The 23,603-nt window shown below is 75.3% G+C and carries 19 protein-coding genes; 8 read left to right on the top strand and 11 right to left on the bottom strand.

Features of this window, described 5'->3' with window-relative positions; genetic code table 11:
* Window positions 1-160 precede the first annotated feature (160 nt).
* Both ACH4FX_RS10565 and ACH4FX_RS10560 read left to right on the top strand, forming a co-directional pair.
* Window positions 161-355 (top strand): hypothetical protein, encoded by a 195-nt coding sequence (locus tag ACH4FX_RS10565; protein WP_398477234.1) that lies wholly within the window; start codon window positions 161-163, stop codon window positions 353-355.
* Between the two features lie 176 nt (window positions 356-531).
* Window positions 532-1,860, top strand: coding sequence for a glycosyltransferase 87 family protein (locus ACH4FX_RS10560; RefSeq protein WP_398477232.1), 1,329 nt, complete (start codon window positions 532-534; stop codon window positions 1,858-1,860).
* Window positions 1,861-1,917: 57 nt separating this feature from the next.
* Here ACH4FX_RS10560 and ACH4FX_RS10555 read toward each other — a convergent pair whose 3' ends face one another.
* Entirely contained in the window at window positions 1,918-3,558 is a 1,641-nt protein-coding gene (locus ACH4FX_RS10555; RefSeq protein ID WP_398477230.1) for a DNA repair helicase XPB, read from the bottom strand.
* A 471-nt stretch (window positions 3,559-4,029) separates the two neighbouring features.
* Here ACH4FX_RS10555 and ACH4FX_RS10550 point away from each other — a divergent pair, with 471 nt between their 5' ends.
* Complete coding sequence (locus ACH4FX_RS10550; RefSeq protein ID WP_398477228.1) at window positions 4,030-4,656, top strand: TetR/AcrR family transcriptional regulator; 627 nt, start codon at window positions 4,030-4,032, stop codon at window positions 4,654-4,656.
* A 114-nt stretch (window positions 4,657-4,770) separates the two neighbouring features.
* Here the strand turns inward: ACH4FX_RS10550 and ACH4FX_RS10545 are convergent, their stop codons facing one another.
* Window positions 4,771-7,419, bottom strand: coding sequence for a helicase-associated domain-containing protein (locus ACH4FX_RS10545; RefSeq protein WP_398477226.1), 2,649 nt, complete (start codon window positions 7,417-7,419; stop codon window positions 4,771-4,773).
* Window positions 7,420-7,574: 155 nt separating this feature from the next.
* Between ACH4FX_RS10545 and ACH4FX_RS10540 the strand changes: the two genes are divergently transcribed.
* The gene (locus ACH4FX_RS10540) at window positions 7,575-8,978 is read left to right on the top strand and encodes a hypothetical protein (protein WP_398477224.1); all 1,404 of its coding nucleotides are present in this window, start codon (window positions 7,575-7,577) and stop codon (window positions 8,976-8,978) included.
* Between the two features lie 69 nt (window positions 8,979-9,047).
* Here the strand turns inward: ACH4FX_RS10540 and ACH4FX_RS10535 are convergent, their stop codons facing one another.
* From ACH4FX_RS10535 to ACH4FX_RS10520, 4 genes are all read right to left on the bottom strand, one after another.
* On the bottom strand, window positions 9,048-10,121 hold the full coding sequence (locus ACH4FX_RS10535; RefSeq protein WP_398477222.1) for an ABC transporter substrate-binding protein: 1,074 nt from the start codon (window positions 10,119-10,121) through the stop codon (window positions 9,048-9,050).
* Window positions 10,122-10,153: 32 nt separating this feature from the next.
* Window positions 10,154-10,957, bottom strand: a complete 804-nt coding sequence (locus tag ACH4FX_RS10530; protein WP_398477698.1) for an ABC transporter ATP-binding protein — start codon at window positions 10,955-10,957, stop codon at window positions 10,154-10,156.
* Between the two features lie 116 nt (window positions 10,958-11,073).
* Window positions 11,074-12,162: a FecCD family ABC transporter permease gene (locus ACH4FX_RS10525; RefSeq protein WP_398477220.1), complete on the bottom strand. Its 1,089-nt coding sequence runs from the start codon at window positions 12,160-12,162 to the stop codon at window positions 11,074-11,076.
* Entirely contained in the window at window positions 12,159-13,187 is a 1,029-nt protein-coding gene (locus ACH4FX_RS10520; RefSeq protein ID WP_398477218.1) for a FecCD family ABC transporter permease, read from the bottom strand. The genes ACH4FX_RS10525 and ACH4FX_RS10520 overlap by 4 nt, the downstream gene beginning before the upstream one ends.
* Before the next feature lie 103 nt (window positions 13,188-13,290).
* On the opposite strand from ACH4FX_RS10520, the gene ACH4FX_RS10515 reads away from it, so the two are divergent.
* Window positions 13,291-13,974, top strand: a complete 684-nt coding sequence (locus ACH4FX_RS10515; protein ID WP_398477216.1) for an HAD family hydrolase — start codon at window positions 13,291-13,293, stop codon at window positions 13,972-13,974.
* 20 nt (window positions 13,975-13,994) lie between these two features.
* Here the strand turns inward: ACH4FX_RS10515 and ACH4FX_RS10510 are convergent, their stop codons facing one another.
* A complete protein-coding gene (locus ACH4FX_RS10510; protein ID WP_398477215.1) occupies window positions 13,995-14,234 on the bottom strand; it encodes a hypothetical protein in 240 nt (79 codons plus the stop codon).
* Window positions 14,235-14,438: 204 nt separating this feature from the next.
* Here ACH4FX_RS10510 and ACH4FX_RS10505 point away from each other — a divergent pair, with 204 nt between their 5' ends.
* The gene (locus ACH4FX_RS10505; RefSeq protein ID WP_398477213.1) at window positions 14,439-14,822 is read left to right on the top strand and encodes a cold-shock protein; all 384 of its coding nucleotides are present in this window, start codon (window positions 14,439-14,441) and stop codon (window positions 14,820-14,822) included.
* A gap of 33 nt (window positions 14,823-14,855) precedes the next feature.
* On the opposite strand, the gene ACH4FX_RS10500 is transcribed toward ACH4FX_RS10505, so the two are convergent.
* The 4 genes from ACH4FX_RS10500 to ACH4FX_RS10485 are packed head-to-tail and all read right to left on the bottom strand — an operon-like array spanning window position 14,856 to window position 18,591.
* On the bottom strand, window positions 14,856-15,707 hold the full coding sequence (locus ACH4FX_RS10500; RefSeq protein WP_398477211.1) for a 1,4-dihydroxy-6-naphthoate synthase: 852 nt from the start codon (window positions 15,705-15,707) through the stop codon (window positions 14,856-14,858).
* Entirely contained in the window at window positions 15,704-16,483 is a 780-nt protein-coding gene (locus ACH4FX_RS10495; RefSeq protein ID WP_398477209.1) for a futalosine hydrolase, read from the bottom strand. Before ACH4FX_RS10495 ends, ACH4FX_RS10500 begins: the two co-directional genes overlap by 4 nt.
* 36 nt (window positions 16,484-16,519) lie before the next feature.
* Window positions 16,520-17,032, bottom strand: a complete 513-nt coding sequence (locus ACH4FX_RS10490) for a hypothetical protein (protein ID WP_398477207.1) — start codon at window positions 17,030-17,032, stop codon at window positions 16,520-16,522.
* A gap of 26 nt (window positions 17,033-17,058) precedes the next feature.
* Window positions 17,059-18,591: an MFS transporter gene (locus ACH4FX_RS10485; RefSeq protein ID WP_398477205.1), complete on the bottom strand. Its 1,533-nt coding sequence runs from the start codon at window positions 18,589-18,591 to the stop codon at window positions 17,059-17,061.
* Window positions 18,592-19,000: 409 nt separating this feature from the next.
* Between ACH4FX_RS10485 and ACH4FX_RS10480 the strand changes: the two genes are divergently transcribed.
* Together ACH4FX_RS10480 and ACH4FX_RS10475 are read left to right on the top strand one after the other, a co-directional pair.
* A complete protein-coding gene (locus tag ACH4FX_RS10480) occupies window positions 19,001-19,954 on the top strand; it encodes a DUF3027 domain-containing protein (protein ID WP_398477203.1) in 954 nt (317 codons plus the stop codon).
* Window positions 19,955-20,276: 322 nt separating this feature from the next.
* On the top strand, window positions 20,277-23,555 hold the full coding sequence (locus ACH4FX_RS10475; RefSeq protein ID WP_398477201.1) for a sacsin N-terminal ATP-binding-like domain-containing protein: 3,279 nt from the start codon (window positions 20,277-20,279) through the stop codon (window positions 23,553-23,555).
* The last annotated feature ends 48 nt before the right edge of the window (window positions 23,556-23,603 follow it).

Below are 23,603 nucleotides of genomic sequence, written 5' to 3'. Positions count from 1 at the left end.
GTCGCCCGGAATGACGGTGGATGCGCCGGCCCTGGACTTTCCGCCCGGCCGCGTCCATCTCCCGTAGGGGACGGCATCGCACCATGGGCTGACCGGAGGCCGGTCGGAGATGGGCCCGTGGGCCGATGTGCGGCGGGGTCCGGAAAACCATGATGGAGACATGAGCAGCGCAACCATCACCCCAGGCACCCTGCACCCGACCCACGGCGCCACCGCCCTCGGCCCGGCCGCCGCCGACGGCGCCCCGCGCTCCCATGAGCAGCGCCACATAGTGGGCAACGTCTTCCGCGCGGTCAAGGTCTTCGCCGCCGCCGCGGTCAGCGTCGTCCTCCTCGGGGAGTACGCGGAGGACTGAGCCCCGCACCCGCCACCGGCTCGGCGCCGTCCACCGGGCCCGCCGCGCACGGCCCGGCCCGTTGACCGACCCCAAATCAGCATGTGGATGACCGGAAACCGTTACAAACAGTCGGTCTCGATCGACTAGCGTCACCGCAGACAGCGTGCGTTCGGCGACGAGGAGGGGCCAAGCAAGTGTCTGCCGCCGAGGGGACGCGGTCGGTGCCGCACAGACGGCCCTGGGTACGCCACATCACGCCGAAGACGCTCGCCGCCGTGCTGTTGCTGGCGGTGTCCGCGGGAGCGCTGGCCGCCGTGTTCCGGCTGGTCCCGCTGTCCATGTCGGACATAGCGGTCTACCGCGCCGAGGGCGAGGCCGCGGCGACCGGCGGCGACCTGTACGGCTTCACCGTCACCGAGTGGAAACTGCCCGCGACGTACCCGCCCTTCGCCGCCCTGCTGTTCATCCCGACGACCTGGCTCCCGCTCGGTGCCCTCAAGGTCGCCTCCGTCCTCGTCAACGTGGCCCTCATCCCGGTCCTGCTGCACCTGTCGTACAAAGCCGCGTACACCACCGGCGCCGGCGTCCCCGGCGGCGCGGCCCGGCTCGGCGCCGCGCGCACACTCCCGGCCGTGCTCGCCGCGACCGCGCTCGCCGTCTGGCTCGAACCGGTCTTCCAGACCCTCGTGTTCGGGCAGGTCAACCTCGCGCTCACCTGCCTCGTCCTGTGGGACCTGGCCCGGCCGGACGACGCCCGTCTCAAGGGCTTCGCCCTGGGCATCGCGACCGGCATCAAGCTGACCCCCGCGGTGTTCGCCGTCTACCTGCTGATCACCGGCCGGGTGCGCGCCGCCTGCACCGCCCTGGCCGGTTTCGCGGTCTCCGTCCTGCTCGGGCTGCTGGTGCTGCCGGGTGCCAGCGTGGAGTTCTGGACGCGGCGGATGTTCGAGACCGGCCGGGTCGGCAAGGCGTGGATCGTCGACAACCAGTCCGTGCAGGGGCTCCTGGCCCGGGTCCTGCACACCCCGGAACCGGGCCTGCTGTGGGCGGCCGTGGCGCTGGTGACCGGCATGGCCGGCCTCTTCGTCGCCCGCCGGGTGTACCTGCGGCGCGGCCTGGACTCCTGGGGCGTGCTGTGCACCGCCGTGACGGCGCTGCTGGTCTCGCCGATCAGCTGGTCCCACCACTGGGTGTGGTGCGTGCCGCTGCTGGTCGCCCTCGGGGCGCACACCCACGGCGTACGGTGGCGCCGTGTCCTGCTCGCGGCCGTGGCGGTCGTCTTCACAGCCCGCACGATGTGGGTGATACCGCACCAGGGCGACCGCGACCTGCACCTGTCCTGGTGGGAGCAGCTGCCGGCGGCCCCGTACCCGGTCCTGGGGCTGGCGCTGCTGGCGGCGCTCGCCTGGTGGAGCCGCCGGGTCCCGGCCGGTCCGCCGGCCGCCCTGGCCCGCCGGCCCTTCCCGCTGCCCCGCGCCGCCCGCCCGGCCCGCGAACTGAGCACCCGCATCCCCGAGCGCTGACGCGCGGCCGCATCCCGAGCGCCGGCGCATGGCCCGCCCGGGGCCGGGCGGCTCCGCTCAGCCCTCCGCCAGCAGGTCCGTCGCGTCCACGATCCGGTACGCGTACCCCTGCTCCGCCAGGAAGCGCTGCCGGTGCGCCGCGAAGTCCTGGTCGACGGTGTCGCGGGCGACGACCGAGTAGAAGCGCGCCTCGTGCCCGTCCGCCTTGGGCCGCAGCACCCGCCCCAGCCGCTGCGCCTCCTCCTGCCGGGACCCGAAGGTGCCCGACACCTGGATCGCGACCGTCGCCTCCGGCAGGTCGATCGAGAAGTTCGCGACCTTGGACACGACGAGGACGGAGATCTCGCCCTCCCGGAACGCGTCGAAGAGCTTCTCACGCTGCGCGTTGGACGTCTCGCCCTTGATCACCGGGGCGTCCAGGTGCTCACCCAGCTCGTCGAGCTGGTCGATGTACTGCCCGATCACCAGGGTCTGCTCGCCCTTGTGCCGCCGTACCAGCGCCTCGGTCACGCTCTGCTTGCTGGCCGTCGTCGCGCAGTACCGGTACTTCTCCTCGGCCTCGGCCGTCGCGTACGCCAGCCGCTCCGCGTCGGTCAGGTTGACCCGCACCTCGACGCAGTCCGCCGGCGCGATGTAGCCCTGCGCCTCGATCTCCTTCCACGGCGCGTCGAAGCGCTTCGGCCCGATCAGCGAGAAGACGTCCGACTCGCGCCCGTCCTCCCGTACGAGCGTCGCGGTCAGCCCCAGCCGCCGCCGCGCCTGGAGATCGGCGGTGAACTTGAAGACCGGCGCGGGAAGCAGGTGCACCTCGTCGTAGACGATCAGCCCCCAGTCCCGCGAGTCGAACAGCTCCAGGTGCGGGTAGATCCCCTTCCGCTTGGTCGTCAGCACCTGGTACGTGGCGATGGTGACCGGCCGGATCTCCTTCTTCGTACCGCTGTACTCGCCGACCTCGTCCTCGGTCAGCGAGGTGCGCCGGACCAGCTCGTGCTTCCACTGCCGCGCCGAGACGGTGTTGGTGACCAGGATCAGCGTGGTCGCCTGGGCCCGTGCCATCGCACCGGCCCCCACCAGCGTCTTCCCCGCGCCACAGGGCAGCACGACGACACCCGACCCGCCGTGCCAGAACCCTTCCACGGCCTGCTCCTGATACGGCCGCAGCGACCAGCCGGCCTCGTCCAGCGCGATCGGGTGCGCCTCACCGTCCACGTACCCGGCCAGGTCCTCGGCCGGCCAGCCCAGCTTGAGCAGCGTCTGCTTGATCTGCCCGCGCTCGGACGGATGCACCACCACCGTGTCCGGGTCCAGCCGCGCCCCCACCAGGGGCTGCACCTTCTTCGACCGCAGGACCTCCTCCAGCACCGGCCGGTCGGTGGTGGTCAGCACCAGCCCGTGCGCGGGGTGCTTGCTCAGGGTCAGGCGGCCGTACCGGGACATGGTCTCGGCGATGTCCACGAGCAGCGCATGCGGCACCGGATAGCGCGAGAACTGGACCAGCGCGTCCACGACCTGCTCGGCGTCGTGCCCGGCGGCCCGCGCGTTCCACAGGCCGAGCGGCGTCACCCGGTACGTGTGCATGTGCTCGGGCGCCCGCTCCAGCTCGGCGAACGGCGCAATGGCCCGACGGCACGCCTCCGCCTGCTCGTGGTCGACTTCCAGCAGCAGCGTCTTGTCGCTCTGGACGATCAAGCAGGACACACATACCTCCACAGCGGGGATTCCGGAGTGACGGACACCTCGCCCGTCACGGCCCGGGCCATGCCGCGCGCTCGACGCCCCCAGGCGTGCCGGCCGACGGCCAAACTTCGAGTATGCCGCATGGCGGACGCGTGGACCGGGGACCGCGGAGAACGCACGGCCGGCCGGCGGTTCGGGTAACGGCAGCGGACGCAGACGGGTCGGGCGGCCCGTGGAGTGATGATCACCGTAGGCGGGCAAGAGGGGCAACGGGGATGCCACAGGGCTCTGTCCGGCGGCCGTTGGAGCCCGACGCCGGTGCGGCCGGGGGCACGGGACGCCCAGGACCGCCTCGTACGATGGCCGGGTGCCGGGTGCCGGGTGCCGGGTGCCGGGTGCCGCGCTGTGGGGCGGAGAGCCGGCCGACGTTCCGGCCGGAGGGCCGGAGGCAGACGCCGCGCAACGGCGCGCGTTTCAGCAGGAGGAGACCTCGTGAGCGACGACCCGACCCGGGCGGCCGACGCGGACGCGGCCGGGGAGCAGGGCGGTAAGCGTGTGCGCGCCGACGTACGACGCAACCTCGACGCCCTGCTCACGGCGGCTGCCGAGATCTTCGCCACCTCGGGGGTGGACGCCCCGGTACGCCGGATCACCGCCCGGGCGGGCGTCGGGGCCGGCACGCTCTACCGCCACTTCCCGCAGCGCTCCGATCTCATCGCCGCCGTCTTCCGGCACGAGGTCGACGCCTGCGCCGACGCCGCGGAATCCCTGGCGGAGCAGTACGGACCGGCCGAGGCGCTCTCCCAGTGGTTGCAGCGCTTCACGGCCTTCATCGCCACGAAGCGCGGGCTCAGTGCCGCCCTGCACTCGGGGGACCCGGCCTACGACACCTTGCCCGCCTACTTCGAGGAGCGCTTCATGCCGGTCCTCGGCGGGCTCATCGACACCGCGGTACGGGCCGGCGAGATCCGCCCCGACATCGACCCCGAGGACCTGCTGACCGCCACCCGCAACCTGACCCTGCCTTCCGAGGAGGACGCCGACGGCCACACGCGACGGATGGTCGCGCTGCTCGTGGACGGCCTCCGGTACGGCGCCCGCGAACGGACGCCCGGCTGAGCTGGGCGGGTGGGCGTGGGGCGTCAACCGGTCCCCGGGCCGTCTTACAGGCCGATCGAACGCTTTCGTCCCCCCGGCGGGGGCTTACCCATAGGGGTGTGGGGCGGAACCCGGTCAGGACGCCGTCTCGTCCGCGAGTTCCGCTACGCCGGTGATGCGGTGGAGGGGGAAGGTGCGGACCTCGTCGGCGGTGTGGTCGTAGGCGGTGACGAAGCCGCCCTCGACGCGGACCGGGGCGATCACGCGCTGGCTGGCGGCGCCGTCGGCGTTGACGTAGCCGATCCACAGGGCGGCGTTGGTCAGGACGGCGGCCTGCATGGTGGCCAGGGTCTCGGCGGACGTGGTGCGGGGAAGGGCGCCGGGGGCCGCGGCGGGGGCGCTCGTCGGCTTGCGTTCGGCGGTGGCCGCGAGGTCGCCGGCGCGGATGGCGCGTACCGCCGCTTCGAGGAGGGTGCCGTCGGGCGCGGGCGGGCCGTCGGGGACCGGGGTGGGCGCGCTGCGCGGCGGGGTGCGGTAGGCGTCCGGGCGGGCGATCAGGACGTCGCCCTCGGCGGATTCGGCGGCCGGCGCGTAGCCCATCGCGCGCAGGCCCTCCAGGAGCTGGTCGGGCGGGGCGGCCGAGGCCAGCACGGTCGGCGCGAGCCGGCGCAGGCGCAGGCCGGCGGCGCGGCGGTCGGCGAGGATCTCCGCGAGCAGCGCGTCGTCGTCGCAGCGTACGTACGCGGAGGCCGCCCCGACGCGGAGCCGGCCGTGCCGCCGCGCCACGTCGTCGATGAGGTAGGCGAGCGGCTGCGGCACCGGGGTGCGGGAGTGGGTGGCGAGGAAGGACTGCAACTCGGCCGCGGACCGGCCGGCGTCCAGGGCGCGGCGTACGGAGGCCGGGGTGAAGCGGTAGACCGTGGCGCCGCCCTTGGACTCGATGTCGGCGAGCACGCCGAGCGCGTCGGCGAGCGGGCGCTCCAGCGGGCCGGGAGCCACGGCGGTCAGGTCGGCCTGGAGGAGGATGTGGTCGAGGGGTTCGGGGAGGAGCGGGGCCAGGAGTGCGGCGGCGCGCGCGGCGGGGGCTGACTCGGCGCCGGTGCCCGCACCGGTACCGGTCCCCGCGTCCGCGTCGGTATCGGTGTCCAGGAGGGCTCGGGCGTGGGTCGCGAGGGCGCCGCGGCCGGTGATGCCGAGGAGTTCTGCTTCGGCGAGCGTCCACCGGGCGAGGCGGGAGCGCAGGTCGTCGGTGGCCGAGCCGGCGGTGGCCGCCGCGCTCGCGTTGCGGGCGGCATTGGCGTCCGAGGCGGCGGCCGGGCGGCGGCCACTGGTCTGTGGGCCGTTGCCCGGGGAGCCGCCCGGTTCCGCAGCGGCTCCGGCTCCGCGCAGCGGTCGCTCCCACCGCAGCCGGTCCAGTACGGCGTCGGCCGGTACGGAGGTGCCGGGTGCCAGGGACGCGAGCAGCGTGAGCGTCCGGCGGCGCACTTCGGGCGCCGGGGACCGGTCGAGGTTCGGGCCGAGCGCGGACAGGGTGCGGCCCTTGGGATCGGCGGTGCCGACCAGCCCGGCCGTACGGGTCGCCGCGAGCCAGGCCGTGGCCAGCCGCGCCCAGCGCTCCTCGGCGGGCAGTTGGCGCCAGTCCTCGGCGGCGGGCGTGGGCGCGTACCGCTCGTCGGCCTCCCCGTCGGACGCCAGCAGCCCGGCGGCGTAGGCGAGTTCGAGCCAGAAGGCGGCGAGCTGTTCGGTGCAGTCCAGGGCGACGGCGGTCCGCTTGAGGTCCCGGACGCTCAGGCCGCCGGCCCGCAGCACCCCCGGCCCGCCGAGGTCCCATTCCTTGAGCAGTTCCTCGATGGTGGCCAGGGCGGTGAAGGCCTGGCCCGCGGCGGCGCTGTCCACAAGCTGTGGATCGCGTGCGGTGGTGGGCGCGAGGGCGGGCGGCAGTGGCTCGGGGACGCGGTGGGCGCGCCCCGCGCGCAGGTGCAGCGCGGCCTCGCGGGGGAGGACGACGTTGCGCGGTCCGGCGGGCAGCAGCAGCCCCCGGTCGAGCAGCCATCGCAGGTGCGCGGCGGGCCGGTCGGTGACGGCGCCGTACGGCGGGCCCCAGACCAGCCGGTCCAGGACGGCGTGCGCCTCGGCGGGCGCGGCGGCCAGCAGTGCGGCCATGCGCGTACGGTCCTCGAACAGCCCGGTCAGGGCGGCGACGGCGGTCACCGGGTCGTGCGTCGTGGGCAGCCCGGCCGCGGTCAGGATCTCCTGGAGGCGGCCCGGCGACATACCGGCCGTGGCCTCGGCGACGGTGGGGCCGAGGCCGGTGGGGGAGGGGTGCACGGGGCCGGGCGCGAGCAGTTCGCGGGCCGTACGGACCAGGCGCAGCCGGTCGTCCCCGCCCCAGACCAGCGCCTGTTCGCGCAGGGTCCGTACGGCGCGGGGCAGCTCGTCGGTGATGGCCGCGACGGTGCCGGGGAGCAGATCCGGCCCCGCGTCCGCCCCGTCCGCACCGGCCGTCCCCGCGTCACCGGCGTCCCCCGCCATCAGTCCCAGCAGCGTCCCGTACGGGCAGGGGTCCGGGGCCACCGCCAGCGCCTCGGCGGCCTGGAGCGCGAAACGGTCCAGGCGCTCCACCGCCCGCACGACCGAGGCGCGGGTACCTGCCCGGGTGGCGAGCTGGGTCAGGTCGCCGGGGACCGGGTTGAGGAGGTCGGGACGGGCCCGCAGCAGGTCGGCGAGCCCGCTGTCCGGGCGGGTGCGGAGCTCTTCGGCGAGCGTGCGGGGAGTTTCACTCATCCGCTACACGGTAGCGGGGGCGGCCGGCGATGTCGGGCGCGGCGCCGCGCCCGGGGCCGGGTACGGCCTCCGGAGGTCCGGCGGTGCCGCCTCCGCGGGCGGGCCGATCGGCGGTACCGTCTGCGGAGGAACCGGGCTGTGCCACAGGGGATTTCGTGGGGATCGAGAGCGACCAGCTGGTCTTTGACTATCTGAGCCGGGTCGGTGATCTGGCCCAGCAGCGCGGGCTGTCCTCCGGGGCGCGGATGCGCCTGGTGGCCGAGCTGCGGGCGCAGGTGGACGCGGCGAAGGCGGACACGGTGCCGGGGGTCAGACGCGTGCTGTCCCGGCTCGGTACGCCCGAGGCGGTGGTGGCGGCGGCGGGCGGCAGCGGACCGCCGCCCGCGCCGGGGCCGCCGGGGCCGTCGGGCGCGGCGGAACCCCGGCCGGGCCTGCGCGACAGGCTGGGCGGGGCGGCCCGCCTCCTGGGCCCGGGCCGTCCGGGCGGTGCGAGCGGTCCGGGCGGCGGCGGTACGGGCGACAGCCGTACGGGCGGCCCCGGCAAGGCGAGCGGTACGGGCGGCCCCGGCAAGGCGAGCCGTACGGGCGACCCCGGTGAACCGGACCGTCCCGCCACTCCCGGCGACCGGAACGGCGGCCCCGCCCACTCCGGCGGTCTCTCCGGCGGCCCCGGCAGAACCGGCGGTCTCTCCGGACTGCCCGGCCTCTCCGGCCTCTCCGGTCTCGGTGAAGGGCTGCGCGGCCTCGCCGGAAAGGTCCCCGCCCCGCGGGACGGCAGGCGCCGCTCCGTCCGCGCCCGGGAGCCGGAACCGCCGCCGGCCGCCTCTCCGCCGCACCTCGCGGGGTTCGACGAACTCGGTGACGGCAGCGCCGAACCGGACTGGTGGCGCGTGGAGGAGGACCCGTACGGGCCGTACGGGCCCGGTGAGACGGTGCCCGGCTTCATCGGCGGCATCGAGATCCCCGAGATCCGGGAGCGCCCGCCGGGCGAGCGCAAGGAGGGCCCGCCGTCCCTGGAGAAGGGCGGGCGGGACGCGGACGACGACGCGGCGGAGGACGAGGCCGAGGAGGACGAGGAGGCGGGCGGCGAGCACGGCGAGGAGGCGGCCGGGGCGCCGCGCGGCGTGCTGTCGCGGGTGCTCGCGTGGCGGCGGAGGTCCGGCGCCCCGGAGCCGTACGCCGAGGAGCCCGAAGCGGTGGAGTACGAGCCGGTCGCCCGGCCCCCGCTCAGCCCGGTCCTGCTGCTGGCCGTCCTGCTGCTGGTGGCGGGCGCGGTCATCGGGTCCTGGCTCGCGCTGGCCGGTGGGTGGGTGATCGCCTACAGCTCCCGGCGGCTGCCCCGCCGGGAGGCGAAGTTCGCGGCGCTGGGCGTGCCGGGAGTGCTCGTCGGCGGCCTGGTGGTGTGGCTGTGGGGCCGGGTCGACCGGCAGTGGGGCGATCCGATCGCCGAGGGACAGCTGGGGCAGGAGCTGACCGGGGTGCTGCCGGTGGTGGTGCGTGTCGCGGCCGTCGCCTCGGCCCTGTTCCTGGTGTGGCGGATGCGGCGGCAGCCGCGGTGAGCGCCGGGGGCGCCGGGGGCGCCGGGGCGTCGGGCGGGCCGTACGAGAACCGGCCCGCCCGGCCGCCGCCTACTTCTGCGCCAGCTTCTCCTGCAACTGGTCCAGGATCTTGTCCGCCGCCGTGTAGCCGATGCCCTGGATCCACAGCTGGTCGTCGACGCGGAAGGCCCGGCCGTTCTTGACCGCCTTCATGTTCTTCCACAGCGCCCCGCCGGTCACCTGCGTCTCCTTGGACTTCTCGGGGCTGCCGTACGCCGAGTAGAAGACCGCGTCCGCGTCCGCCTTGGTCATCTGCTCCGTGCTGACCTCGATCATCATCCCGTCGCGGGCGTTCTGCACCACGCTGGTCGGGCCGGTGCCGATGTCGTCGAGGATCGTGCCGATGTAGCTGCGGCAGCCGTAGATGCGGGTGTCGGCGCCCTCGACGAAGCGGACGACGTTCGTCGTGGTCCGCCGCGCCGCCGTGGCCCCGCCGAGCGCCGCGGTGACCCGCTTGGCGTGGGCCTCGTAGGCGGTGACCGCCTGCCGCGCCTCCGGGATCTTGCCGAGCGCGTCGGCGTGGGTGGCGAAGTTCTGCTTCCACGGGTAGCCGGTGGTCTCCGTCATGACCGTGGGCGCGATGGCCTTGAGCTGCTCGTAGCGCTTGCCGTCGCGCACCTTGCTGGTCAGGATCAGGTCCGGCTTGAGCGCGGCGACCGCCTCCAGGTTCGGCGCGCCGATCTTGCCGACGTCCTTGATGCCCGCGACCTTGTCCTTGGGCAGGTAGTCCAGGAAGCCGCCGGCCACGTCGGAGCGGGTGGCGCCGACCGGCTCGACCCCGAGGGTGATCGCCGAATCCAGCTCCGCGGTGTCCAGCACCACCACCCGCCGCGGCGTGTTGGGCACCTCCACCTCGCCCTGCGCCGTACGCACCCGGTGCGTGCCCGCGCCGGACACGGGCTTCGCCCAGGTGGTGGCGGGCTGCGCCGGGCAGTCGGCGGGCTTGGCCGCAGCGCCGGAACCACCCGTTCCGGACGAGCCGCCGGAGCCGCCCGATCCGCAGGCGGCCAGGGTCAGGGAAGCGGTCAGCGCGGTGGTCACGGCGAGCACGGCGCGACGGCGCCCGCGCCGCGGGACCGGGCCGGGGACTGCGGGGAACGGCATGGGAGCCCTTTCGGCTGGGGAGCGGACGGAACTTACGCGGACCCGGGCGGGGCCGCGGCCACCGCCTCCTCCGGAGCCTGCCAAGGCCGCCCCGGGACCACCAGGGGTGAACCCGTCACCGGATCGGGTACGACCACCGACTCCAGCCCGAACACCTCCCGCACCAGTTCGGCCGTGACGACCTCCGACGGGCGCCCCTGGGCGACGATCCGGCCCTGCTTCATCGCCACCAGGTGGTCGGCGTAGCGCGCGGCCTGGTTGAGGTCGTGCAGGACGGCGACGACGGTGCGCCCCCGGTCGTGGTTGAGCTGCCGTATCAGGTCCAGCACCTCGACCTGGTGCGAGATGTCCAGGTAGGTCGTCGGCTCGTCCAGGAGCAGCAGGTCGGTCTCCTGGGCGAGCGCCATCGCGATCCACACCCGCTGCCGCTGGCCGCCGGACAGCTCGTCCACCGGCCGGTCCGCCAGCTGCGCCACGTCTGTACGGGCCATGGCCTCGGTGACGGCCCGCTCGTCCGCCTCGGACCACTGCTGCCACCAGTGCTGGTGCGGCTGGCGGCCGCGCGAGACCAGGTCGGCGACGGTGATCGCCTCGGGTGCCACCGGGGTCTGCGGCAGCAGCCCCACCGACCGGGCGATCTTCTTGGTGGGGATGCGGGCCAGGTCCGTACCGTCCAGCAGGACGGCGCCGCGGCGCGGCTTGAGCAGCCGGCCGAGCGCCCGCAGCAGCGTGGACTTGCCGCAGGCGTTGGGGCCGACGACGACCGTGACCGCGCCGTGCGGAAGGTCGATGTCGAGCCCGTCGACGACCGTGCGGTCCTCGTAGGCCAGCGTCAGGTCCCGGGCCGTGAGCCGGCTGCCGGCCGCCGGCGCCGCCCCGGTGCCCCCGGCGCCCCCGGCGTCCCCGGTCTGCGCGGCGCTCCCGGCCCGCGCGGCGTCCTCGGTGCCCTCGGTCACGCTCGTCCTCCCACGGCACGGCTGCGGATGATCAGGTGGATCAGGTACGGGGCGCCGACGGCCGCGGTCAGCACGCCCACCGGCAGCTCGGTCGGCGCGAACAGCTTGCGGGCCAGCAGGTCGCCGAGCACGACCACGACCGCCCCCAGCAGCGCCGAGCACAGCAGCGGGATCTGCGCGGTACGGGTCAGCCGCCGGGCGGTCTGCGGGGCGAGCAGCGCCACGAAGTCGACCGGGCCGGCCGCGCCGGTCGCCATCGACGCCAGCACCACGCCGAGCGCGACCAGGCCGAGCCGGGTGCGGTTCAGCCGTACGCCGAGCGCGGTCGCGGTGGCGTCGTCCAGCGAGACGGTGCGCTGGGCCCGGGCCGCCCACAGGACGGCGGGCAGCAGCACCAGCAGCGCCCAGCCCAGCGGCGCGGCCTCGGCCCAGCCGCGCCCGTTGAGCGAACCGGTCATCCACACCTGCGCCTGCTGCGCGACGAGGTAGTCGCCCTTGGTGAGGAACAGGTGGGTGACCGAGCGCAGCGCGACGGCGAAGCCGATGCCGATCAGCACGAAGCGGGTGGCGTGCAGGCCGCCGCGCCAGGCGAAGACGTAGCCGAGGCCGGCGGCGAGCACCCCGCCGGCCACCGACAGGTACGGCAGGACGGTGTACGAGGTCACGCCGAACGTCATCGCGCCCACCGTCAGCGCGCTCGCGCCCTGGGTGACGCCGATGACGTCCGGGCTGGCGAGCGGGTTGCGCGCGACGGTCTGGATCAGCGCGCCCGCGATCCCGAAGGCCGCGCCGACCAGCAGCCCGACCGCCATCCGCGGCAGCCGCAGCGTGCCGACGACCAGCTCCGCCGCGGAGGGCTGCCCGAAGACGGCCTTCAGCGCCTCGCCGGGCGCCACGAAGGACTCGCCGACGCACAGGTACGCCAGGCAGACGGCGGCGAGCAGCACGGCGAGCACGGCGGCGACGGCCGTCGCCCGCCGGTGCACGAGGAAGGAGCCGCGCCCGGCGCGCACGAGGGCGTACCCTGCGGGCCGCGTTCGCCCCCGCCGTACCGCCGTATCGCCTCCGATCGCCGGGGCCGTCATGCCGGCACCGCCTTCCGCCGCACCAGGGTCACCAGGAACGGCACGCCGATCAGCGCCGTCATCACACCCGCCGGCACCTCGGACGGCGGGAACAGCACGCGCCCGACGGTGTCCGAGACCAGCACCACGACCGGGCCGAGGAGCGCCGCCATCGGCAGCAGCCAGCGGTGGTCGCCGCCCACGGCCGCGCGGGCGAGGTGCGGCACGGCGAGCCCGACGAAGGCGATCGGCCCGGCCGCCGCGACGCCCGCGCCGGTCAGCACCGCCGCGCCGAGCCCGGCCACGACCCGTACGACCGCGACGTTCTGCCCGAGCCCCCTGGCCACGTCCTCGCCCAGCGCCAGCGCGTCCAGGCCGCGCGCGACGGACAGCACCAGCACCGCGCCCGCCAGCAGGAACGGCCAGATCTGCGCGGCCACCTCGCTGTCCCGGCCGGTCAGCGAGCCGACCTGCCAGAACCGGAACTCGTCCAGCGCCGCGGCCTTCGTCGTCAGCACCGCCATGGTGACCGCGACGAGCAGCGCGTTGATCGCCGCGCCGGACAGCGCCAGCTTCACCGGCGTCGCGCCGCCGCGCCCGCTGGACGCGATCGCGTACACGGCCACCGCGGCGATCCCGGCGCCCGCGAAGGCGAACCACACGTAGCCGCTGAGGGTGTGCACCCCGAGGAAGGACAGCGCGAGGACCACGCCCACCGAGGCGCCCTGGCTGATGCCGAGGACGCCCGGGTCGGCGATGGGGTTGCGGGTGATGCCCTGCATGGCGGTGCCCGCCAGGGCGAGCGCGGCGCCGACCATCAGGCCGATCAGCGTGCGCGGCAGCCGCAGGAAGCGCACCACCTGGGCGGCGTCGCCGTCCCCGCCGTGCAGCAGCGCGTCGAGCACCTCGGACGGCGCGAACTGGCGGCTGCCGACCGCGAGGGAGAGGAGCACCGCGAGCAGCAGGACGAGCGCGGCCCCGGCCGTCCAGCCGACGCGGCGTCTCACCAGGGAGGCTCTGGGGCTGCTGGCCCGGACGACTGGCATCGGTTCCATTTCGCGGTGGCGCCGCGGCGCGGGGGCGCGCGGCACGGGGTGAGGTTAGGCGAGGCTAAGTGTACGGCCCGTCCCACCGCGGTCATCGGCCACAATGGCCACCATGGCTGCGCACACCCCGGTACCCGATCCCACGGTCGCCACCGCCTCGAAGACGCTCACCGTCGGTTTCGACCTGGACATGACGCTGATCGACTCCCGCCCCGGCATCAAGGCGGCCTACGAGGCGCTGTCCGCCGCGACCGGCACGTACATCGACGCGGACGCGGCGATCACCCGGCTCGGGCCGCCGCTGGAGCAGGAGATCCGCCGGTGGTTCCCCGCGGAGCGGGTCGCGGAGGTCAGCGACCTGTACCGGTCGCTGTACCCGGAACACGCCATCACCGGGACGCTCGCGATGCCGGGCGCCCGCGAGGCGGTGGCCGCCGTACAGCGCCACGGCGGGCGGGCCATCGTCGTCACCGCGAAGTACGAGCCCAACGCCAAGCTGCACCTGGAGCACCTGGACATCGCGGCGGACGCCGTCATCGGCTCGCTGTGGGCGGAGGCCAAGGCCGAGGCGCTGCGCGCGCACGGCGCGGCCGTCTACGTCGGCGACCACACCGGTGACGTACGCGGTGCGCACACCGCCGACGCCCTGTCCGTCGCCGTGGCCACCGGACCGTGCGCCGCGGACGAGCTGCGCGCGGCCGGCGCCCACGTCCTCCTCGACGACCTGACCGGCTTCCCGGCCTGGCTGGAGGAGTACCTGGCCGGCCGGGACCGGCGGAACGCCTGAGTCCGTTACCTCCGGCGCGGCTAGCCGGCGGACGACCGCGCCTGCCGCCGTTGCGCCGCGACGGAACGGATCACTCCGGCCGCGGCGACGACGAAGCCGGCGCCCATCAGCATGCAGACCCAGTAGAAGACGGACGGCAGCGGATCGGCGCCGATGAACAGCGGGGCGACGGTGGCGAGTGTGGCCACCGCGCCAATCAGGAAAACAATCGCGCCGATCCGCACCAGCAGATCCCCGGCCTGGGGAGTTTCGTCAGACACGGGACCAGGGTAAGTCCGGGCCAGAAGCGCGGGGGAACCACCCGGCGACGTCTTGTCACCGGGCACCGGACCATTAGCCTTGGGGGGTGGCGGGTCAGGTGGCCCGCTGCACTGCTATCCAGAGCTGTTTTCCCGCAGGCAACGCAGAAGACGCAGTAACCAGACCCCAGTGGTTTTCCGACGAGTACGAGGACGAGGACAGACGTGCCTACCGGCAAGGTCAAGTGGTTCAACAGCGAGAAGGGCTTCGGCTTTCTCTCCCGCGACGACGGCGGTGACGTCTTCGTGCACTCGTCGGTGCTGCCCGACGGCGTGGACGCACTCAAGCCGGGCCAGCGCGTCGAATTCGGCGTGGTGGCCGGCCAGCGCGGCGACCAGGCGCTTTCGGTGACGATCCTCGACCCCGCGCCGTCGGTGGCGGCGGCCCAGCGCCGCAAGCCGGACGAGCTGGCGTCGATCGTGCAGGACCTCACCACGCTCCTGGAGAGCGTCACCCAGCAGCTGGAGCGCGGGCGCTACCCCGACAAGCAGCACGGCGCGAAGATCGCGGGCATGCTGCGCGCGGTCGCCGACCAGCTCGACGTCTGACGGACGCCGGGTCCGGGCCGCGCCCGGACCCGGCTAGACGAAGTTCAGCGCATCGCGGCCGAGGGGCGGTACGAGCCCCTCGGCCGCGGCGCGCGTGAGCAGGCCGCGTACCGCCGCGTAGCCGTCCTCGCCGAGGTCGGCGGTGAACTCGTTCACGTACAGACCGATGTGCTGGTCGGCGACGGCCGGGTCCATCTCCTGCGCGTGCTCCAGTACGTAAGCGCGCGACGCCTCGGTGTCGTCCCAGGCCATCCGGACCGACTCGCGGGCCGCCGCGGCCAGCTCGCGCAGCCGCTCCGCGCCCAGCGAGCGCTTGGCGATGATCGCGCCCAGCGGGATCGGCAGCCCGGTGGTGCGCTCCCAGTGCTCGCCCATGTCGGCCAGGCGGCTCAGCCCGTAGTTCTGGTACGTGAAGCGGGCCTCGTGGATGACCAGCCCGGCGTCCACCCGGCCGTCCCGTACCGCCGGCATGATCTCGTCGAACGGCAGCACCCGGACCTCGCCGACGCCGCCGGGCACCTCGTCGGCCGCCCACAGCCGGAACAGCAGGTACGCGGTGGACCGCTCGCTGGGCACCGCCACCGTCTTGCCCGCCAGGTCCTTGGCCTCGCCCGGCTCCCTGGTGAGCACCAGCGGACCGCAGCCGCGCCCCAGCGCGCCGCCGCAGGGCAGCAGCGCGTACTCCTCCAGCACCCACGGCAGCACCGCGTACGACACCTTCAGGACGTCGAACTCGCCGCGTTCCGCCATGCCGTTGGTGACGTCGATGTCGGCGAAGGTGACGTCCAGCGCGGGCGCGCCCGGGACCTTGCCGTGCGCCCACGCGTGGAAGACGAAGGTGTCGTTCGGGCACGGCGAGTAGGCGATCTTGAGCGGGTCGCTCATGGCGTCCTCCAGGAGGTCGGGGCCCCGGCCGCCGTCAGGACGCGGGGGAGCGCGGCGCAGGCGGCGGAGAGCGCGCCGAGCGCGTCCCCGATGCGCCACGCGGCGCGATCGCGCGGGCCGACGGGGTTGGAGACCGTACGGATTTCGAGCACCGGCAGGCCCTGTGCGGCGGCGGCCTCGGCGACGCCGAAGCCCTCCATCGCCTCGACCAGGGCGCGCGGGTGGCGGGCGGCGAGCCGCGCGGCGTGCTCGGCGCTGCCGGTCACGGTCGAGGCGGTGAGCACCGCGCCGCACGCGGCACCGGTCGCCGTGGCGAGCGCCCGCACCAGGTCCGGCGGCGGGGTGTGGACGACGGTGCCGAAACCGAGGTCGGTCACCGGAACGAAGCCGTCCGGGGTCTCGGCGCCCAGGTCGGCGGCGACGATCTCGTCCGCGACGACCGTGGCGCCGACCGCGGCCCCGGGCCGTCCCACGGCCGGATCGGGCCCGAAGCCGCCCCCGATCCCGGCGGAGATGACGAGGTCGTAGCCGGATCCGCCACAGATCGCGGCGGTCAGCGCGGTGGCCGCCCCGGCGGCAGCGGCGGCCGGGCCGACACCGGCGGCCAGCCCGTCGAGGACCACCTCGGAGCGCTCGCCCGCCCGTACCCGGTGCAGCACATGGCCGCCCGCCGGCAGCGCGACGACCTCGGCACCGTCGCCGCCGGCCACGCCCGCGACCACCGCGTCGCGCTCGGCCGCGACGGCGGTGACGACCAGGACACGCGTCACGGTCACCTCATCACCACCGGCCTCGCGCGGACGACAGCGGACTCAGGACTCGGCGCGCTGGAGCTTGACGTTCCACACGCCGGTGTACTTGCCGCCCTTGGACGCCACGACGGACACCACGGTGGTGTCGGCCAGGCTGCGCGTCTGCTGGTTGACGAAGAGCTGGTCGGCGTTGGGCACGACCTGGTACGTCTGCTTGCTCATGTTGGTGATCGGGCTGCTGTTGGACAGCGCGATCCAGCCGTCCTCGGCCACGTCCGGCTCGACGCCCAGGCGCAGCTTCTCACCCGGGTGCACGGTGATCGTCTTCTTGGGCTCGGTGGTCAGGCACTTGGTGAACTCGGCCTGCGCCTTCTTGTCGGTGGAGGCCAGATCGCCGATCACCTTGCCGTCGTCGTAGCAGGCGGCCTCGGCGGTCACGGTGTCCTTGCCGGCGGTCACCGTGGCGAGCGGAGTCGGCTTCTCACAGGCGGAGAGGGTGATGAGCCCCAGGGACACGGCACCGAGGGCGGCAGCGGCGCGGCGGCCTGTGCCCCAAGAAGAGAACGCGGTCATGCGGGCAGGCTATCGGTCGGTTCCGCTCACGCCACACGAGGGTGGGGCGCGCCGTGCCGCGCCGCGCCCAGCAGACCCCGTACGGCCAGCAGCGCGCCCGCCGTCACCGGCGCCGCGGCCACCGCCAGCCCCACCGTCCCGCTCAGCGGCAGCACGATGCCGACGGCGCCGCCGACCACCCAGGACAGCTGGAGCGCGGTCTCGGAACGGGCGAACGCCGAGGTACGGACCGGTTCCGGCACATCGCGCTGGATCACCGCGTCCAGCGACAGCTTCCCCAGCGCCTGGCACAGGCCTGCCGTCGCCGCCGCGGCCGTCACCACCACGATCGCCAGCACCGCGTAGAAGACCGCCGCCGTGACCGCGACGGCCAGCGCCAGCCCCAGCACCACCGCGATGATCAGCTCCGGGGCCCGGGCCCGCAGCCACGCCCCGACCGCCGTGCCCAGCGCGTTGCCCGCGCCCGCCGCCACCGCCACCAGCCCCAGCGAGACCTGCGGCCCCAGCCCGCCGAGCGGATGCTCGCGCAGCAGGAAGGCCAGGAAGAACGTCAGCAGACCGGACAGCGAGCGCAGCGAGCAATTGGCCTGGAGGCCGTGCAGCACGGACGGGCCGACCGTCCGCAGCCCGGGCCGCCGCCCGCCCGCCAGGGCCTTCCCCGGCCGCTCCCCGGCCGCCCCGCCCGGCCGCTCGCCGTCCTCCGCGGACGCCAGCCGCGCCCGCCCCTCGCCCTTCGCCGAGTCCACCTTGTGCGGCAGCGAGAACGACAGGAAGGTGCCCGCCACGAAGACCGCGAACGCGCCGTACAGCGGCCAGTCCGGCCCGATCAGATGCAGCGCGCCGCCCACCGGCGCCGCGGCCCCGGTCGCCAGCAGCCCGGCCAGCGTCACCCGCGAATTGGCCTTCACCAGGGAGATACGGGGCGGCAGCAGGCGCGGTACGACGGCGCTCCGCACCACCCCGTACGCCTTCGAGGACACCAATACGCCCAGTGCCGCCGGATACAGCTCCAGCCCGCCGCCCGCGACCGCGCCCGCCATGGTCAGCGCGAGCAGCGCCCGGGCCAGCATGGCCCCCGCCATCGCGGCCCGGCGGCCGTGCGGCACCCGGTCCAGCAGCGGCCCGACCACCGGCGCGAGCAGCGCGAACGGCGCCATCGTCACGGCCAGGTAGAGCGCCACCCGGCCGCGCGCCTGGTCCGTCGGCACCGAGAAGAAGACCGTCGAGGCCAGCGCCACCGTGATCATCATGTCGCCGGCCGAGTTCACCGCGTGCAGTTCGATCAGCTTGCCCAGGCCCGACTCGCCCGCGCCGTGCGCATGCGTCGCGCGCCGTATGCCGCGCCCGGCCGCCGCGAACGGGCGGCGCAGCGTCCGGCCCACGGCGCGGCACGCGCGGCCCGCCCGGGCGCCGGCCACGCCGGGTCTCGTGGACGCCGTGGAGACCCGCGCCCCCTTCTGGACGCGCGGGCCGGCGGAAATCCGCGAAGCCTTGGCGATCCGCGGGGCCCGGCCGGACCCCGCGGTGCCCCGCCTGGGGGCCCGCGGCGCCCGCGGCATCCGCGGCAGCCTCGTCCTTCTCGACGCCCGTCCGGCAGCCACGCAGCAATAGTGCCCCCAACTCGCCCGGGCCATGGCTGTTTCCGCGGCCTGTCGCGCCGGGGCGCACGGCCGGTGGCCGCTGCCGGTGACATTTGCCGCTCCCGCCGAGGGATCGTCCACCGTTGAAGGGGTAGCGTGTGTAGCGCGCCACCGGCGGTCGTCCTTGGCCGCGCGCCTTGCCGCGATCCCGCAGAATGGTTCGTAGGAGGTGCGCTCGGCCGAGATGCCCGGGCGCGGACGTCGACGCGGTCCCCAGGTCCGCTCCGCCCGCACCGGCACGCCGGTCGTCCGGACAGGACAGGACAGCTCCGGCTGGCGCACTCGTGAGACGGCGTGGAAGAGAGAATCGATTCTTGTGAGTGCTGCGATGCGAAGCCGTACCCCTGACCGCCTGTGCGCCGAGGCGGTCGACCTTGCCCGCGCGGCGGCCGAGGAGGCCGCGGCGCCGGGAACGGTCGGCGAGCACGTCGACGCCGTCGCCGACGGGGACCGCGTCGTCACGCACCTGTTCGAATGCCGGGAGCCCGGCTACCGGGGCTGGCGCTGGGCCGTGACCGTCGCCCGCGCCTCCCGCGCCAAGCACGTCACCCTCGACGAGTCCGTCCTGCTGCCCGGCCCCGACGCGCTGCTCGCGCCCGAGTGGGTGCCGTGGAGCGAGCGGCTGCGCCCCGGCGACATGGGTCCCGGGGACCTGCTGCCCACCGAGGCGGAGGACCTCCGGCTGGAGCCGGGCTTCACCGGCGAGGACGCGCCGCCGCCGAACTCCGCTGCCGCGGAGGAAGCGGCCGTGGGGGGCCCGGCGGCCGGCCCCGCCCAGGTCGCGCCGGGCGTCGCCGAGCTGGCGGACGCCGAGGACGCGGACGTCGAGCCCGGCTCGCCCGCGGCCCAGCCCGAGACGACCGCCCGCGGCAGCATCGCCTCGGTCGCCGACGAGCTGGGCATGGGGCGCCCCCGGGTCCTCTCCCGCTACGGCCTGCACGCCGCGGCCGACCGCTGGGAAGAGACCTACGGCCCCAAGACCGCCATGGCCCAGGCGGCCCCCGCCAACTGCGTCTCCTGCGGCTTCCTGGTCCCGCTGGCCGGCTCCCTGCGCCAGGCGTTCGGCATCTGCGCCAACGAGTTCGGTCCCGCGGACGGGCACGTCGTGTCCCTCGGGTACGGATGTGGGGGCCACTCGGAGGCGGCCGTCATGCCGAAGCCTCCGCGTCCGGCCCCGCCGGTCATCGACGAGACCGTCGTCGACCCGATGCCGTTGCGGCCCGATCGGGCCGGGGGGTCGGTGGAGGAGGCCGGGCCGGGGGAAGAGTTCGGGCACAGCTAATCGCTGCGCTTCGCTTGGGTGGGGGGTACCGGGCCCGCGCTGCGCGCGGATACGCGTTTGCTTTGTTTGTGGGGCGGGGGTGCGCAGGGGGGCATCTCTCCCCCCGGCCGGAGGCTGGGGGAGAGAGACTCCGGAGGGGCCCCGAGCCCCCACCACCGGACAGACCGCGCACGGCGCGCAGCCCCACCGGGCGTAATGTGCAGAACGCGCACCCCCCACCGCGCGTAACGCGCAAGACGTGCACCCCCCACCACACCCCCACCGCAAGCGTGACCCCCACCCGGTAGAAAATGAAGCCGGCACCAGAGCATCGGGAGACAACGTGAGCGAAGCGGCAGAGGCAGATCCGTTCGGGACGGCCCGGCTGCGGCGGGGAGTGCTCGACGCCTGGGCGGCCTCGCCGGCCCGGTTCCGGGAGGATGCGAACGCCGAGGAGGATCTCGCCCTCGGCGGCTACCGCGACCGTCTCGCCGTGGAGCTGGCGCAGAACGCCTCGGACGCCGCCGCCCGCGCCGGCGTCCCCGGACGGCTGCGCCTGACCCTGCACCCGGCCGAAGGCCCCGGCTCCGGCCCCGCCGTGCTGGTCGCCTCCAACACCGGTGCCCCCCTCGACGCCACCGGCGTCGAGTCCCTGTCCACGCTGCGCGCCTCCGCCAAGCGCGAGACCGAGGCCGCGGTCTCCGTCGGCCGCTTCGGCGTCGGCTTCTCGGCGGTGCTGGCGGTCAGCGACGAGCCCGCGCTGATCGGCCGCACCGGCGGCGTCCGCTGGTCGCTGACCGAGGCCCGGGAGCTGGCGAGCCAGTTCGCCGCGCACAGCCCCGGCCTCGGTGGCGAACTGCGCCGCCGCGACGGCCACGTACCGGTGCTGCGCCTGCCCTTCCCCGCCGAGGGCAGCGCCCCCCAGGGTTATGACACCTCCGTCGTACTGCCGCTGCGCGACGGCGCCGCCCACGAGCTGACGGTGCGCCTGCTGGCCGGTATCGACGCCGCGTTGCTGCTGACGCTGCCCGGCCTGGCCGAGGTCGTGATCGAGACCCCCGACGGCGTACGGGAGCTGAGGCGCCGCCAGGAGGGGGCGTACACCGTCATCGAGGACAGCGAACGCGGCACCTCCCGCTGGCGGGTCAGGAGCGAGAGCGGCACGCTGGGGCCGGAGCTGCTGGCGGACCGCCCGGTGGAGGAGCGTTTGCGCCCGAACTGGGCGGTGACCTGGGCGGTGCCGGTGGACGCGGAGGGCGCGCCGGTGCGCCCGGCGACCGCGCCGGTCGTGCACGCGCCGACGCCCACCGACGAGCAGCACGGCCTGCCGGCGCTGCTGATCGCGTCGTTCCCGCTGGAGCCGACCCGGCGCCGCGTCGCGCCCGGCGCGCTCACCGACCACCTCGTACGGCGCGCCGCCGAGGCGTACGCGGCGCTGCTGGCCGCCTGGCAGCCCGTCTCGGCCGGCACGATCGACCTCGTGCCGGGCCCGCTGGGCCAGGGCGAGCTGGACAACGAGCTGCGGCGCCAGGTGCTGGAGCTGCTGCCGCGGGTGCGTTTCCTGCCGAGTGCGGCCGCGCCGACCACGCCGTCACCCGTCACGCAGCCCCTTCAGGCGGTACCGGGCACGAGCGGCCCCGACGAGCTGGCCCCTGGTGAGGGCGGCGGCTGGGGCGGTGCCCGTGGTGAGGAGGACGCGTACGTCCTGCGGCCGGTGGACGCGGAGCTGGTCGAGGGGGCCGGTGCCGACACGGTCCGGGTACTGGCGGAGCTGTTCCCGAGCCTGCTGCCCGCCGGACTGGAGCGGCGGCCCGAGCTGCGTGCCCTGGGGGTCGCGCGGGTGCCGCTGGGCGAGGTCGTCGACCGGCTGGCCGGTGTGGAGCGGGCGCCCGCGTGGTGGTGGCGGCTGTACGACTCGCTGGCCGGTACGGACCCGGAGCGGCTGAGCGGGCTCCCGGTGCCGCTGGCCGGTTCCGCGACCGAGGACGGCCGCGCGGCGCGCACCACGATCGGACCGCGCCAGGTGCTGTTGCCGCTCCCGGAGAGCGGCGAGGGCGGCGCGGCGGACCGGCACCGTACGCTGGCCCGCCTGGGCCTGAAGGTCGCGCACCCGGACGCCGTACACCCCCTGCTGGAGAAGCTGGGTGCCACCCCGGCGAACCCGCGTGCCGTCCTGACGACCCCCCAGGTAAGGGCGGCCGTCGCGGGCTCCCTGGACGCGGCCGAGGACGACTACGCCTTCGGCTTCGACGGCGAGCCGGGCGGCCTCGGCGGTGAGGAGCTGGCGGAGGCCGTGCTCGGCCTGGTGCGCGACGCGCACCTCGCGCCCGGCGACGAGCCCTGGCTGGCCGCGCTCGCGCTGCCCGACGAGGACGGCGAACCGGCCCCGGCGGGCGAACTGGTGCTCCCGGGCAGCGACTTCGAGCGGGTGATCCGGGAAGGCGAACTCGCCGCGGTCGACGCCGGGTTCGCCGAGCGGTGGGGTGAGCAGCCGCTGACCGCCGTCGGCGTGCTGGCCGGCTTCGCCCTGGTCCGGGCCCCCGACGTGGTGCTGGACCCGGACGAACTGGAGCCGCGGGACGGGGACTTCACCGAGCCGGACGACGTCGGCGTGCTGGACGCCGTGGACGTGTGGTGCGAGGACGTCCTCGACGGGCTGCCGGAGACGCCGGTGCCGCCGGTCGCGACGGAGATCGTGGCCGTGCGGGACCTGGACCTGGTAGACGACGACGCGTGGCCGCAGGCGCTGGCGATGCTGTCGCGGCCGCCGCTGCGGGACGCGCTGACCGCGCCCGTACGGGTGCTGCTGCCGGACGGGACGACCGAGCTGGTGCGCCCGTACACGGCGTGGTGGCTGCGCGGGCACCCGGTGCTGGACGGCCGCCGTCCGGCGGGCCTGCGGGCCGCGGGCGGCGATCCGCTGCTGGCCGGGCTGTACGAGTCGGCGGACGCGGGCGAGGTGGACGCCCAGGTGCTGCGCGCCCTGGGGGTACGGACCTCCGTCGCGGCGCTGCTGGAGGAGCCGGGCGGCGCGGCCGAACTGCTCGCCCGTCTCGCGGACCCGGCACGCGAGGTGGACTCCGCGCAGCTGCACGCGCTGTACGGGGTGCTGGCGGACCTGGACCCGGAGCAGGTCACGCTCCCCGACGAGCTGCGGGCCGTGGTCGACGGCGAGGCCCGCGTGGTGGACGCGGCCGAGGCGGTGGTCGCGGACGCGCCCGACCTGATGCCGCTGGTCGCCGGGCTGCCGCTGCTGCCGGTACGTCCGGCCCGCGCGGCGGAGCTGGCCGAACTGTTCCAGGTGCGGCGGCTGAGCGAGGTCTTCGCGGCGCCCGTCACCTCGGAGGGCACCCGGCACGAGGTCCCGGAGCCGGTCCGCACCCTCCTCGGCCCGGACACGCCGCACTCGTACGTCGAACACGAGGAGCTGACCGTCGAGGACGGCACCGAACTCGACTGGCGCCGGACCCCCGACGGCACCGTCCACGCCGCGACCCTGGAGGGCGTGGCCGCCGGCCTCGCCTGGGCCGCCGGCCAGTGGCCCCGCCGCTTCGAGACCGCCGCGCTCCTGGAGGACCTGGAACGCGCGGAGGAGCTGGCGGAGGCCCGCTGGTTCGACTAGTGCCGGTACGGCGCGGCCGGGCGGAACGAGGCCGGTCCCCTGTTCCGC

Origin of the sequence: Streptomyces sp. NPDC018019 (assembly GCF_044327805.1) — a bacterium.
Taxonomy (GTDB): Bacteria; Actinomycetota; Actinomycetes; order Streptomycetales; family Streptomycetaceae; genus Streptomyces.
This window is presented reverse-complemented; position numbering and strand designations above follow the sequence as displayed.